At 63.3% G+C, this 13591-nt stretch carries 15 protein-coding genes; 11 read left to right on the top strand and 4 right to left on the bottom strand.

The window, feature by feature from the left end; translation table 11 throughout:
- Positions 1 to 15: 15 nt before the first annotated feature.
- From NUH88_RS14170 to NUH88_RS14160, 3 genes are all read right to left on the bottom strand, one after another.
- A complete protein-coding gene (locus NUH88_RS14170; RefSeq protein ID WP_257767062.1) occupies positions 16 to 1563 on the bottom strand; it encodes an acetolactate synthase large subunit in 1548 nt (515 codons plus the stop codon).
- A gap of 113 nt (positions 1564 to 1676) precedes the next feature.
- The gene (locus NUH88_RS14165) at positions 1677 to 2939 is read right to left on the bottom strand and encodes a polyhydroxyalkanoate depolymerase (protein WP_257767061.1); all 1263 of its coding nucleotides are present in this window, start codon (positions 2937 to 2939) and stop codon (positions 1677 to 1679) included.
- Between the two features lie 145 nt (positions 2940 to 3084).
- Positions 3085 to 4041, bottom strand: coding sequence for a S1C family serine protease (locus NUH88_RS14160; protein WP_257767060.1), 957 nt, complete (start codon positions 4039 to 4041; stop codon positions 3085 to 3087).
- A gap of 525 nt (positions 4042 to 4566) precedes the next feature.
- Between NUH88_RS14160 and NUH88_RS14155 the strand changes: the two genes are divergently transcribed.
- The 3 genes from NUH88_RS14155 to NUH88_RS14145 all read left to right on the top strand — a co-directional run bounded on the left by NUH88_RS14155 (position 4567) and on the right by NUH88_RS14145 (position 7854).
- The gene (locus NUH88_RS14155) at positions 4567 to 5082 is read left to right on the top strand and encodes a D-glycero-alpha-D-manno-heptose-1,7-bisphosphate 7-phosphatase (protein ID WP_257767059.1); all 516 of its coding nucleotides are present in this window, start codon (positions 4567 to 4569) and stop codon (positions 5080 to 5082) included.
- Positions 5083 to 5207: 125 nt separating this feature from the next.
- Positions 5208 to 7382 carry a malate synthase G gene (locus NUH88_RS14150; RefSeq protein ID WP_257767058.1) on the top strand — a complete coding sequence of 725 codons (2175 nt, stop codon included), beginning with the start codon at positions 5208 to 5210 and terminating at the stop codon, positions 7380 to 7382.
- A gap of 7 nt (positions 7383 to 7389) precedes the next feature.
- Positions 7390 to 7854: a DUF123 domain-containing protein gene (locus tag NUH88_RS14145; RefSeq protein ID WP_257767057.1), complete on the top strand. Its 465-nt coding sequence runs from the start codon at positions 7390 to 7392 to the stop codon at positions 7852 to 7854.
- Here the strand turns inward: NUH88_RS14145 and NUH88_RS14140 are convergent, their stop codons facing one another.
- On the bottom strand, positions 7855 to 8061 hold the full coding sequence (locus NUH88_RS14140) for a hypothetical protein (protein WP_257767056.1): 207 nt from the start codon (positions 8059 to 8061) through the stop codon (positions 7855 to 7857).
- A 287-nt stretch (positions 8062 to 8348) separates the two neighbouring features.
- Here NUH88_RS14140 and NUH88_RS14135 point away from each other — a divergent pair, with 287 nt between their 5' ends.
- The 8 genes from NUH88_RS14135 to ppk2 are packed head-to-tail and all read left to right on the top strand — an operon-like array spanning position 8349 to position 13548.
- Positions 8349 to 9419: a methyl-accepting chemotaxis protein gene (locus tag NUH88_RS14135; RefSeq protein WP_257767055.1), complete on the top strand. Its 1071-nt coding sequence runs from the start codon at positions 8349 to 8351 to the stop codon at positions 9417 to 9419.
- Positions 9420 to 9458: 39 nt separating this feature from the next.
- Positions 9459 to 9695, top strand: coding sequence for a hypothetical protein (locus NUH88_RS14130; protein WP_257767054.1), 237 nt, complete (start codon positions 9459 to 9461; stop codon positions 9693 to 9695).
- Positions 9692 to 9850, top strand: coding sequence for a hypothetical protein (locus NUH88_RS14125; protein WP_257767053.1), 159 nt, complete (start codon positions 9692 to 9694; stop codon positions 9848 to 9850). Before NUH88_RS14130 ends, NUH88_RS14125 begins: the two co-directional genes overlap by 4 nt.
- Positions 9847 to 10902: a Rieske 2Fe-2S domain-containing protein gene (locus tag NUH88_RS14120; RefSeq protein ID WP_257767052.1), complete on the top strand. Its 1056-nt coding sequence runs from the start codon at positions 9847 to 9849 to the stop codon at positions 10900 to 10902. The genes NUH88_RS14125 and NUH88_RS14120 overlap by 4 nt, the downstream gene beginning before the upstream one ends.
- The gene (locus NUH88_RS14115) at positions 10899 to 11663 is read left to right on the top strand and encodes a hypothetical protein (protein ID WP_257767051.1); all 765 of its coding nucleotides are present in this window, start codon (positions 10899 to 10901) and stop codon (positions 11661 to 11663) included. Before NUH88_RS14120 ends, NUH88_RS14115 begins: the two co-directional genes overlap by 4 nt.
- Positions 11663 to 11956 carry a hypothetical protein gene (locus NUH88_RS14110; protein WP_257767050.1) on the top strand — a complete coding sequence of 98 codons (294 nt, stop codon included), beginning with the start codon at positions 11663 to 11665 and terminating at the stop codon, positions 11954 to 11956. Before NUH88_RS14115 ends, NUH88_RS14110 begins: the two co-directional genes overlap by 1 nt.
- A 26-nt stretch (positions 11957 to 11982) precedes the next feature.
- Entirely contained in the window at positions 11983 to 12693 is a 711-nt protein-coding gene (locus NUH88_RS14105; RefSeq protein ID WP_257767049.1) for an SDR family NAD(P)-dependent oxidoreductase, read from the top strand.
- Positions 12694 to 12744: 51 nt separating this feature from the next.
- Positions 12745 to 13548 (top strand): polyphosphate kinase 2, encoded by an 804-nt coding sequence (gene ppk2, locus NUH88_RS14100; protein ID WP_257767048.1) that lies wholly within the window; start codon positions 12745 to 12747, stop codon positions 13546 to 13548.
- Positions 13549 to 13591: the final 43 nt, after the last annotated feature.

The raw sequence follows: 13591 nt of genomic DNA, 5'->3' as shown, positions 1-13591 counted from the left end.
AAGTATGTACCAGAATTACATCCAGGCTTCGATCAAATGCGGGCCAGGTTCATTCAATGCACGCTCGAACTGCTGGTTGAACTCTTCCGCGGTCGTCGCGCGGGTCGCAGGAACCCCCATTCCCTCGGCCAGCTGCCGCCAGTCGAGATCCGGACGTCCGATCTCCAGCATGTCGAAGGCCTTGCGGCCCGGGTTCTGCGCACCGACATTCATCAGCTCGCCTTTCAGGATCTCATAAGTCCTGTTTGCAAAGATCACGTTAACGACGTCGCATTTTTCCCGCGCCTGGGTCCAGAGCGCCTGCAGGGTATACATGCCGCTGCCGTCGCCTTCGAGGCAGATCACCTTGCGGTCGGGACAGGCGATCGCGGCGCCTGTCGCGTAAGGCATGCCGATGCCGATGGAACCGCCGGTGAGCGACAGCCAGTCATGCTGCTCCGTACCCGCGGTGAACGGCATCAGCCCCCGACCGGAAGTCACCGACTCGTCCGCGATGATCGCGTCCTTCGGCATGAAATGCCCGATGGCCGAGGCAATGCTCTCCGGTGTCAGTTCGCCGGACATAAGATCCGGCTTTGACGCTTCCTGCCGGATCGGCTCGATATCGGTCGCGCCGAGCTCTTCCGCGATGTCGCGCAGCGCCGCCAGCAGGTCGTAGCCCTCCGGCGCCACCTCGACGACATTGCAGCTCTCGGGAATCAGCACGCTCGGCTTGTTCGGATAAGCGAAGAAGGCAACCGGCACCGGCGCGCCGAGCAGGACAAGGTGCTTGACCGAGGAAAGCTGCTTCAGGGCGATATCCACCGGATACTGGACACGCTCTACCGGCACCCGGCCCGCACCGCGCTCCCAGCGCCGGTTACTGGTCTTGCAAGACAGCCGGCAGCCGGTCTTGGCGGCGATACGGCCGGCCATCTCCAGCGCCTCGCCCATCAGAGCGGTGTCGGACATATGGATCATGCATTCTTCGCCGGAAACGAGCGCTGCCGCTGCGGCGCGGATCGCCTCCGCCGGTGCTTTCGGGCGATCCACCGGCTGTACCGGCGCGGCCGGGCCGTCGGACTCTTCCCAGGCCGTGTTCGCGGGCAGGATCAGCGTCGCGATCTGGCCGGGTACGCCCATGGAGGCGGCAACCGCCTCCGCCCCGTCCTTCGCCACGTCCTTCGCCGACATGGAGGTCTTCACCCAGCCGGAGACCGGGCGCGCGATGCCTTCGATATCGGCGGTCAGAGGCGCATTGTGCTCGACATGATAGGTCGCATGCTCTCCGACGATATTAACGACCGGCGTGAAGGCCTTTTTCGCGTTGTGCAAGTTGGCGAGGCCGTTGCCGAGCCCCGGACCGAGATGCAGCAGGGTCGAGGCCGGTTTCTCCGCCATCCGCGCATAACCGTCCGCCATGCCGGTAACCACCCCCTCGAACAGGCCGAGCACGCAGCGCATGCCTTCGACCCGGTCGAGCGCGGCGACGAAATGCATTTCCGACGTACCAGGGTTGGAGAAACACACGTCCACTCCGGACGCGACAAGGGTTCGCACCAGGCTCTCAGCGCCGTTCATCATTGTCCTCTGAAATCGGGGAGGTCGGGAAAGGAACGGCGATGATGGCGCCGGGCCGCCGAAAGCGCAAGCCCGGCGGCCGCGGTCACTCTGTCCGAATTGGCGATAGCGCGGTTCTAGCTCGCGATCGCATGCACCTTCGGCGCTTTGCCGCCAAGCTCGTGATCGTGCGCGCGGATGAACTCCTTCACCATCGGCGCGATCTCGCGGCGCCACCGTCCGCCGTTGAAGATGCCGTAATGGCCGACATTCTTCTGCAGGTGATAGTGCTTCATGGAATCAGGCAGATTGGTCGCCAGATCAAGAGCCGCCTGCGTCTGCCCGACACCGGAAATATCGTCAAGTTCGCCCTCGACGCAGCAGATCGCAGTCTTTGTGATGGCCTCCGGTCTCACCGGATGCCAGCGCGCGATCATCTCCCCCTTGGGGAGTGAATGTTTCTGGAACACGGTTTCGACCGTCTGCAGATAAAACTCCGCCGGCAGGTCCATGACCGCGAGATACTCTTCATAGAAGGCCTTGCGCTTGTCCGCCTCTTCGTCATCGCCCTGCACCAGGTGATCGAACAGCTCGTTCAGCGAGATCATGTGCCGGTCAAGATTCATCGAAATGAAATTGGTGAGCTGGATGAAGCCCGGATAGACGCGGCGGCCCATACCCGGATAGGGCGGCGGCACGATGGTCACGACATGGCGTTCGAACCATTCGATGGCATGTTCCTTGGCCAGCTTGTTGACCGCGGTCGGGTTGCGCCGCGTGTCGATCGGACCGCCCATGAGGGTCATCGAGGCCGGCACGCAGATATCGCCCCAGCCGGACATCACCGAGACCGCAGCCAACACCGGCACGCTCGGCTGACAGACAGCGATCACATGTGTGTTCGGTCCGAGGAAATGCAGGAAGTCGATGATGTAGTCTATGTAGTCGTTCAGGTTGAATCTGTCGGACGTGATCGGCACGTAGCGGCAGTCGTTCCAGTCGGTCACATAGACATCGTGGTCCGGCAGCATCGCTTCCACAGTACCCCGCAACAAAGTCGCGTAGTGCCCTGAAAGCGGCGCCACCACCAGCAGCTTCGGATCCTTGCGCTTGGTATCGCGCTTGAAGTTCACAAGATTGCAGTAGGCGCGGTGGATGACGATCTCTTCCTCGACCGCGACCTCCTTGCCGTTGATCACCGTCTTCTCCAGACCCCAGTCCGGCTTTCCGTAGCGCCGGGTTACACGCTCGAAAAGCTCCGCGGCCGAGCCGATCTGGCGGCCGAACGGCGTGTAGGAAAGGGGGCTCCAGGGCGCCATGACCGAATTTCGTACGGCCTGTGCGCCGAGACGCCAAGGCATGATCGCCATGCGGGTGGCTTCATACATATGATACAGCATTGCTTCGGCTCCGTTCTCCGGAGGACGCAGCCAGATCTCGAAAGCAGGCCGCTATCTCCACACCATTGGGGATGAGTGTGACACCCTCTTTGCTGCATTGCACCAAAGAAAGTGGGGCTCCCGATTTCGGGAGACCGCCAAGTCTCTAGTGCAGCGCCGGCGATTTCAGGAGCGTGTCGCGCGAAATCGAGCGCACATTGGCGCTCAGGATCTCGCCGTCCCGGGCAAGCGAGAGCGGAACCGTCACGCCGGCTTCACCCAGCGCCCAGACATGGCGAAAGAACTCGGCAAGCGACTTGACCCGTGCATCGTCGACCGCGACCACGATGTCGCCAACCTGGATGTCCGCTTCGTCTGCCGGACCGTTCTCGCTAAGCGCGGCCACAACGACCTGATCCTGGATTTCCGTCCCGAACAGGCCAAGCCACGGGCGTGGCGGTTTTTCGACCCGGCCGAAGGTCGTCAGCTGCTCAAGGATCGGCTTCAGCAGATTGATCGGCACCACCATGTTGCCGTCGATGGCTCCTTGGTCCGTCGTCTGTTGCACCATCAAGGATCCGATTCCGAGCAGACTGCCATCCGGTCCGATCAGCCCGCACCCGCCCCAGTTCGGATGGGCCGGAGCGGTAAAGATCGCCTTGTCGAGAAGATATTCCCAATAACCCGCGAACTCGCGAATGGTCATCACTTCGGCGGCAATGGCGCCTTTGGCCCCACCGACACCGGCGAGAATCACCGGATCGCCTTCCTCGAGAATGTCCGAATCGCCGAGCGGAAGCGCCGGCAGGTCGAGATGGCCAAGAGCCTGTACCAGCCCGAAGCCGGTTTCCTGATCGTAACCGAGGACGTGGCCCGCCACCGCCCGGCCGAAATTGTCGGTGATCCAGACCTGTTCTGCTTCGGTGACGAGATAACCGATCGTGAGAACCAGACCGTCGTCGCGAATCACGACGCCGTTTCCGCTCCGCTCCGTTCCCAAGATGTCTGCGGTGAAGGCATCGTCCGCGATGCCGGTTCTGATACCGACCAGAGATGCATAGACCCTGTCGAGGTCGTATCCGTAGTCCTGCTGTCGGGGCGACTTTGCGCGTTCCTGTTCCATCGGTGTCCTGGCAGTGAGACCAACCCGGCCCGCTCGCATCACTATACAGACCCGCAGACCGGTTGGAAGACCGGCAGCCGCGGATCGGGTGCTCTACCTCGGGCAGCTTCGCTCGTCAGCGCGGCTCAGACACCGTGCCTGGCCGAACTGCCGCGCATGTAACGTTTCTCCGGGCGGTACGGATGAAACAGAGCGTGCACCGATTTACGGACCATTTCCACAAAGCGGACCATTCTGGCCTACTCCATCAGATCGGGGGGACCGGTATCTCGCGTCACTGGCGAGAACCCGTCCCGGGTTCAAGATAATAAGATGCGATGCAATTGACAGGCCAAGAAACAGCCGGTGCATCGCCATGCATACTGTGCGATATGGGAATGAAGATAACGTAAAGAAACCAAGGGATTTGACCCAAATGCGCTGCACGGCGGCGGGGTGTGAACAAACTCACTTCAGCCAAGCTTCCGATGCGAACGGATGCGTCCCCGGAACTGATGGCCAAAAGATCGGCAGAATGAAAATCGAATGACCAAAAGACCGGCAGCCTTTCTCGACCGCGACGGGGTCCTCAACCGCGATACCGGCTATGCGCACAAGCCCGAACAGATCGAATGGGTCGAAGGCGCAAGTGATGCCGTGGCTCTCCTGAAAGAGCGGGGCTTTCTCGTCTTTATCGTGACCAACCAGTCGGGCATCGCGCGCGGCTATTACGAAAGCAGCGAGGTCGAGGCCCTCCACCGCTGGATGGACGAGACCTTGCGCGCAGTCGGCGGAGCAATCGACGATGCGCGCTACAGCCCGTTTCATCCCGATTTCGACGACGGCCGCTTCAGCCATCTCGCGGACTGGCGCAAACCCGCCCCCGGGATGATTCTCGACTTGCTCTCATCCTGGGACATAGACCTTCCGCGCTCTTTCCTCATCGGCGACCAGATATCCGATCTTCAGGCCGCAGAGGCCGCCGGATTGCGCGGCTTCCTTTTCGGCGGCGGAAACCTCCGCGACTTCGTTGAACAGGTGTTGGAAAACCTCCCCCACTGAGCGCCCGCACAAAAAAATGGTTTCCGTTTCCGCATTGCGGAACCTCAGCTTGCGCAGCCCTGCCGCGATCAAGAGGATGCGCCCGATTTTCATGATCGTGACCCCATGCGGAAAGGGCTTCCCCAATGACCAGCCGTACCGAGATCGGCAGCCTGCAGATCGATACCGGACTCTACGAGTTCATCAACAAAGAAGCCCTGCCGGGCACCGGCGTCGATGCCGCCGCCTTCTGGAACGGACTGGACGCCATCGTCGGCACCTTCGCCCCGAAGAACCGCGCCCTGGTCGCCAAACGCGATGAACTGCAGGAAAAGATCGATGCCTGGCACAAAGCCAACCGCGGCGCCGGATTCGATCTCGAGGCCTACAAGGCTTTCCTGACGGAGATCGGTTACCTTGTGGAAGAGGGCCCGGCCTTCTCTGTCGGCACCGGACATGTCGATTCCGAGATCGCCACGGTCGCCGGACCGCAACTCGTCGTTCCGGTCATGAATGCCCGCTATGCCCTGAACGCGGCAAACGCCCGCTGGGGCAGCCTCTACGATGCGCTCTACGGAACTGACGCGATCTCCGACGAGGGCGGCGCCGAAGCAGGTGGTGCCTACAATCCGAAGCGCGGCGCGAAAGTCATCGCCTGGGCGCGCGACTTCCTCGACAAATCCGCGCCGCTCGCCATCGGCAGCCATGCAGATGCAGCGGGTTACAACATCGCTGAAGGCACGCTTTCCGTCGCTCTGAAGGACGGTTCGACCACCGGCCTGAAAACCCCGGAGCAGTTCGCCGGTTACAAAGGCGATGCAAGCGCCCCGAGCGGAATTCTACTGAGGAACAACGATCTGCATCTCGAGATCGTCATCAACAAGGACCACCCGATCGGCAAGGACGACGCGGCCGGTGTCGCGGACGTCATCGTCGAGGCGGCGCTGACGACGATCATGGATTGCGAGGACTCGGTCGCGGCCGTCGATGCCGAGGACAAGGTGCTCGCCTACCGGAACTGGCTCGGCCTGGTGAAGGGCGATCTCTCCGACGCCTTCATGAAAGGCGGCAAGGAAGTCGTCCGCAAGCTGAACCCGGACCGCACCTACACCGCGCCGGACGGCAAGGGTGAGGTGCGGCTGCATGGCCGGAGCCTGATGCTGGTCCGCAATGTCGGCCTGCTGATGACCAACCCGGCCATCCTCTATGACGGCGGCAAGGAAATCCCCGAATGCATCATGGACGGCGTCTTCAATGCCGCCATCGCCCTGCATGACATCCGCGGCGCCAACAAGGGCGGCAACAGCCGCGCCGGCTCCGTATACACCGTGAACCCGAAGATGCACGGCCCCGAGGAAGTCGCCTTCATCGAGGCGCTTTTCTCCGAGACCGAGAAGCTGCTCGACCTCGCGCCGAACACGCTCAAGATGGGCATCATGGACGAGGAGCGTCGCACCACGGTGAACCTCAAGGAATGCATCCGCGCCGCCAAGGACCGGGTGGTCTTCATCAATACCGGCTTCCTCGACCGCACCGGCGACGAGATCCATACCTCGATGGAAGCGGGTCCGATGATCCGCAAGGGCGACATGAAGGCGTCCGCCTGGATCAAGGCCTACGAGGACTGGAACGTCGATATCGGTCTGGAATGCGGCCTGCAGGGCCACGCCCAGATCGGCAAGGGCATGTGGGCGATGCCGGACCTGATGGCCGAAATGCTGAAGCAGAAGAAGGGGCACCCGGAAGCCGGCGCCAACACCGCCTGGGTGCCGTCGCCGACGGCCGCGGTCCTGCACGCGACCCACTATCACGAGCTCAACGTGAAGAAGCGCCAGGACGAGTTGAAGTCCCGCGGCCGCGCGAACCTCAACGACATCCTCTCGATCCCGGTCGCCGAGCGGCCGAACTGGGACGCCGCGACGATCCAGCAGGAACTCGACAACAATGCCCAGGGCATCCTCGGCTACGTGGTGCGCTGGGTAGACCAAGGGGTCGGTTGTTCCAAGGTGCCGGACATCAACAATGTCGGCCTGATGGAAGACCGCGCGACCCTGCGGATCTCCAGCCAGCACATCGCGAACTGGCTACATCACGGCGTCTGCGATGCGGCACAGGTCGAGGAGACGATGAAGCGGATGGCCAAAGTGGTGGACGGTCAGAACGCCGGCGATCCGGCCTACAAGCCGATGGCGCCCGATTATGACAAGAGCATCGCCTTCAAGGCAGCCTGCGACCTTGTCTTCAAGGGACGCGAGCAGCCGAGCGGCTATACCGAACCGGTGCTGCACGGCCGCCGCCTCGAAGTGAAGGCCGCCGGGTAAGCCCGCCATGTCCGGAACGGCGCTCGATGGCCTCGCCGAGGCCATCCGTGCGCTGGTTCCGGAATGCGGCGACCTGCACCAGTCGCCGGAATCTCTCCGGTCTGATCCCGGCAGCTATCTGCTGCTCCTCCATCTGCCGGCGCCGCTGGCGGCGACCGTGCGCGACCGTCCCGCCGATCTGCCGGCAGGCTTCTATGTCTATGCCGGCAGCGCACGCGGCCCCGGTGGGATCAGCGCCCGCCTCGGACGTCACTTGCGCGGCGATGGAAAGCAGCGCTGGCACATCGATCAGGTCACCGCGAGAGCCGATCAGCGGGCAGGTTTCGACTTTTCCGAAATGACGGAATGCGACCTCATCGGAAGGCTTACGGCCGATGGGGCTTTCTCGCCGCCGGTAGCCGGTTTCGGCAGCAGCGACTGCGGCACCTGCAAAGCTCATTTTCTCAGATATGCGCCGAGCAGCGGCTCCTAGTCACTCTTCCTGCTGCGGACGCAGTCCGAGCTCCATGACCATCTTGCGCGCAGCCTCGTCCTCGACCCCTTCAACCGCCGAAAGCAGCATCGCGGCCGCAACCACACCTTCCATATGCGCCTTGAGAGGCGTCAAGCCACGCTCGAAGGATTCTTCCACGGTCTCGAAATAGGCCTCTTCGACCATGCTCTTCGTGGATTCTTCCAAGGCAGCCTCTCGGCGCATAGGGAGCGGAATCAGCCATTGCCCATACAGAGTCCGAAGCATCGGCGCCTCTGTCCGGAGGTCTAATGGGCAGTCTCACCAAACTGAGCAAGGATCGCCAATAAAAAATGTCCGGCGAGCGGTTGTGCGAGGGGTCCCCGCACATTGCCGACGGCTCCGACCAGCAGCTGACAAGCTTTCACAAATCCTTGATCGGTTCATTGATCTTTCGACAGAAGTCCCATTTGCCCGGAGGTTGACGCGAACCGCTGAGGAAAGGACGCGGCTGAATGGATGTAGCGGAATTGATCGCCGGTTGTGGCTTCGATCCGGCGCGCGCGCGGGCCCTTCCGGATGTGTGGGACCGGTTCGCCGGCCCTGAAATCGAAGAGGCGCTCACGGCCACCTACCGGTTCTGCAGCTCCTATCCGGGCCTCAAGGGATTTCTCTGGGGGCAACCGGAGCAGGAATGGGTCCGCGGCCAGCACCAGCGCTGGGCCGATGTTTTCCGTACCGGGATCGATGCCGCGCACGTGGAGCGCGTCCGCGGTTTCGCCAAGGGAGACCTCGAGAGCGAGATGAACCCGGCCGTCTACGGACAGTTCTTCGCCTGCCTCGGACGCGAACTGTCCGCCCGCATCCTCGCTGCGGGGGAAGGCCGGCCGGAAGCGACTGAAGCCAGCCTCCTGGTGACCACGCTGATGAATGCGGAGGCGACCATCGCCTCATCGGCCTATAGCGAGGCGCAAACCGAGAAGAGCCAGTCCACCATCGAGGAATTGACCGGGCTGATGGGACAGAATGTCGGCAACATCATCGGCGACGTCGCGGGTGCCTCCGAAAAGCTCTCTTCAAGCATGGCGACGATCCGGGAAAATGTCGGCCGCAACCTGCAATATGCGACCGACATTTCCGGCACGGTCGATACCGCGGTGAGCAAACTGACCGAACTCTCCAGTGCGATCGGCGGCATCCTGAAACTTCTCGAAGGGATCAAGTCGATCGCCGGGCAAACCAACATGCTCGCCCTGAACGCGACGATCGAGGCGGCGCGCGCGGGCGAGGCCGGACTCGGCTTCGCGGTGGTTGCGCGCGAGGTCAAGCTGCTCGCGTCTGACAGCCGGGAGGCCGCCGACAGCATCGCGGAGATGACCACCAGGCTGAGCGACACGCTGACCATGATCCAGTCGGGTTTCCAGGACATCACCGGGCGGGTTTCGACCATGGTCCAGTCGATCGAGCAGAACGGCTCGGCCGCGGACGAACAGCTTCGCGCCACCGACGAGATCGCCGACCGGATGGCGCGGCTCGGACACGAAATTGACGACGCGGTGGCCGGGATCCGGCACCATTACGCCTGACCGCCGTTCTGCGTGGGGCGTCGAGGGGAGGATGACGGAATGATCGAGGCACCGGGCACGGGAGCGATCTCGGCACTGCTGGAAGCCGCGGCCTATTGGGCCTATGCAGGCATGGCCGTCGCCGCATTCTTCCTCACGATCGGCATCGACCGTTTCGATCCCGGCAGCCGCGGGAGCTATCTCTTCCGCCTGCTCCTGTTGCCGGCGACGATCGTGTTCTGGCCGGTGGTGATCTGGCGCTGGGCCGTCGTCGCGCGCTCGGGGGACGACCGATGAAACGCCGTCATCAAACCTGGCACCTCCGGCTCTGGGTGATCCTGTCGCTGGCACTTCCGCTTCTGCTCCTGCTGACCGTCCTGGGCCGGCAGGAGCGCCCCGTCGAGCCTGTCGCGGACTATCTCACCCGTCCGGCAGAGGGAGCGGCGCAATGAGCGTACAATACCGGCCCGTCACCTGGACCCGGAACAAGCTGATCTACGATCTCGTTCTGGCGCTCGGGATCTCCGCCTTCGTCATCGTCTTTCTGCGCTACGCGCCCGGCTGGCTCGAGAGCCCGCGGATCAGCGGACCGCAGCTCCGCATGAGGGCCTTCGGCACCTGCGCCTTCATACTGCTGACCATCGTGCTCGCCATCGGCCCGCTCGCCCGGCTGGACCGTCGCTTCCTTCCCTTGCTCTACAATCGGCGCCACTTCGGCGTGGCGATTTTCTTCGTCGCCCTCGCCCACGCGCTGACCGTGCTTGGCTGGTACCAGGCCTTCAGCCCGACCGACCGCTACGTGGCACTCTTCGTCGCCAGCAGCAATATCGCCTCCTGGCACGCCTTTCCCTTCGAATATCTCGGCATGTTCGCGCTGGCGGTGCTGTTCACACTGGCCGCGACCAGTCACGATTTCTGGCTCAATTTCCTGGGCGCGCCGCTCTGGAAGGCGATCCACATGTCGGTCTACGCGGCCTATGCCGCCGTGATCGCACATGTCTGTCTCGGCCTCCTGCAGGCGGAACATTCCCCCTGGCTGCTCGGTCTGACAGCGGCAAGCGTGCTGCTCGTCTGCGGCCTTCATCTCGCAGCGGCGCTGAAAGAAAACGGGCCGGCGGAAACGGAGACAGTTGCCTCGGACGACGGGCACTGGGTCCATGCGGCCAATATCCACGAGTTGCCCGATGAGGGAGGCGTCACCGTGTTCCTTCCGACCGGGGAAAAGGCGGCCCTCTTCCGCTATGACGGCAAGGTGTCCGCGCTCTCCAATGCCTGCGCACACCAGAACGGGCCGCTCGCGGAAGGCAGGATCATCGACGGCTGCGTCACCTGTCCCTGGCATGGCTATCAATACCGGCCCGAAGACGGCTGCTCCCCGGCGCCTTTCACCGAAAAAGTCGCGACCTACCGGCTCCGCCGCGAGGGCGACCGGTTGCTGATCGACGCCAACGCCCTGCCGCCGGGCACCCCGGTGCCCCCGATCGTCCTGGAGACCGGAGCATGAGCGACAGTTCGAAGCGCGACTTCTTCGTCGGCTACCTGAAGACACCGCCGAAACTGGCCGCCTTCCTCGCGCTCGTTTCGGTCCTGCTGATCGGCCTCGGGATCGGCGGCGGCCTTGCCATGGTCGGCGGCCAGAGGGACTACGGCGACGGCCGGTTCCAGGGCGGCTACAAGGAGCATCTCGGCATTCTCGAGACCGTGCCCTACCCGATGCTCCGCCTGCCGCCGAGCGAGGGTTTTCCGGAGGGCCGCACGATCCTGTTGACCAATCCGGGCAAGCGCGGCGCACAGGGTCGCGCGGCGAAGCATGACGGTCAGATCGTCGATGTCGGCGGTGTCTTCGTGACCCGCGAGGGAACCCGTATCCTGCAGGTCGGCGGTGCGGCGAAGATCCGGCCGGCGAAAGACCCTGCTCCGCTCTCCGATTTCACCCCGCATCCCGAAGTACCGCTCGGAAAGGTCATCCTGCGCGGCGAGATCGTGGACACGAAGTGTTATCTCGGCGCCATGCGCCCGGGCGAAGGCAAGGTGCACCGGGCCTGCGCCAATCTCTGCATCATGGGCGGCATCCCGCCGATGCTCGCGGTCTATCACGAGGACGCGCCGCCGACACTCTTTCTGTTGGCGAACGAAGCGGGCGCGGCTTTCGACGCGGAGATCCTCGACTATGTCGCGCCCTACGTTTCCGTCGAGGGCGAGCTCTACCGGCGCGGCGACCTGCTCATCCTGCGCACCTCCACCGACCGCGTGGAGTTTATCTGATGCGCATTTCCGGCATTCTCTGGGCGCTCTTCGGCCTGCTCTACGCCGCAGGGGCCGGCTGGCTGCTCTACGATTTCTTCGACGAGTCCGCAGCCCTCCTCCGGGGGCGCTGGTTGAAGGATCTCGATGTCATCCAAAGCCTCTGGCCAGGGATCGAGCGTGTGATCCCCGTCAGTTGGCTGCACGATCTCAGGATCGTCGCCATTCCAGCCTATGTCGCCGCCGGGCTCTGGCTCGCGGAAAAACTCTGGGCCGGACTTCAGCGCTTCGAGAGGCCGAAAGGTACGCCCTAGAAAAGAAAACTCATGGGGGGGAGAGAATGAATTTCACGAACAAGGTGATCGCGGTTGGCGGGGCGACCGGCAATCTCGGCGCCGCCTGCGTGACCAAGGCGCTCAAGGCCGGAGCACGTGTCGCCGCCTTAGGACGGGCGCAATCCTCTCTCGCCCGAACATTTCCGGATGCTCCCGGCAATGACGCCCTGCTGCTCGTCGACGGTGTCGACCTTGTCGATCCGGCGACCGCAGCGGATGCGATCTCCCGCATCGTCGATCGTTTTGGGAGGCTCGATGCGGTGCTGAACACCGTGGGCGGGTTCGCCATGACCCCCGTCGAGGAAAGCGACACCGGCGAGTGGGAGAAACTCCATGCGATGAACTGCGGCACAGCCCTCGCCCTGACCCGCGCCGCGATCCCCGCGCTCCGGACTGCGGGCGGCGGCGCGATCGTGCATGTCGGCGCGCTCGCGGCCCTTGACGCGCCCGCAAAGCTCGGGGCCTATGCCGCCTCCAAGGCCGCCCTGCATCGCCTGGTCGAAGCGGCCGCCGCCGAACTGCGCGCCGACGAGATCAGGGTCAATGCCGTGCTGCCGGGTACCATCGATACACCGCAGAACCGCAAGGCGATGCCGAAGGCCGACACGTCCAAATGGGTCAGCCCCGCCGCCATCGCCGATGCCATGCTTATGCTGGCGGGAAGCGAGGCCCGTGCCGTCACCGGCGCTCTGATCCCGGTGACCGGGCGCGGCTGACAAGAACCTGCCAGCCGTGATCTAATCCGGTTCGCAGCCGGAGGAGATCCCATGGGCAACAAACGCGGCGGCAAGCATCGCAAGCTCGGCCGGAAGGCCTACGAGAAGGCGCTCTACGATCTACAGGTCGAACTCTGCCGCCTGCAAGCCTGGGTAAAGGCGACAGGCGAGCGTGCGGTCGTCGTCTTCGAGGGCAGGGATGCCGCCGGCAAGGGCGGTGTGATCAAGCGCATCACCGAGCGGGTCAGTCCTCGGGTCTTCCGCACCGTCGCCCTGCCCGCCCCGTCGGAGCGGGAAAAGACCCAGCTCTATGCCCAGCGCTATATTCAGCATTTCCCCGCGGCCGGCGAAATCGTCCTGTTCGATCGCTCCTGGTACAACCGCGCCGGGGTCGAGCGGGTGATGGGCTTCACGGAGATGGAACAGGTTCGGCGATTTCTCCGCTCGACCACCTTCTTCGAGCGGGAGATCTCCGAGACGGGGATCAAGCTCATCAAGTACTTCCTGCATGTCGACCAGGACGAACAGGAGCGGCGCTTCCTCTCGCGCATGACCGATCCGACCAAGCACTGGAAATTGAGTCCGATGGATCTCGAATCCTATCGGCTCTGGGATGAGTACTCGATCGCCTATGACGAAATGCTGCGTGCGACCCACACGCCGGACACGCCCTGGTTCATCATCGATTCCAACGACAAGAAGCGGGCCCGGCTGAATTGCATCTCCCATTTGCTGAGCCAGTTCGACTATCAGGCAATCCCCTTTGAAGCGCCGGAACTGCCAGAGCGGGAGACCGTCAAGGACGCACCCAAGGACGGCCCGCAACACGGCATCAGGATCCCGACCCCATTCTAATCGAAGCGCAGTTTCGCAAAGCGAAATTCAATTTCGAAAAAAC

Origin of the sequence: Nisaea acidiphila, assembly GCF_024662015.1 — a bacterium.
Classification (GTDB): Bacteria; Pseudomonadota; Alphaproteobacteria; order Thalassobaculales; family Thalassobaculaceae; genus Nisaea; species Nisaea acidiphila.
This window is presented reverse-complemented; position numbering and strand designations above follow the sequence as displayed.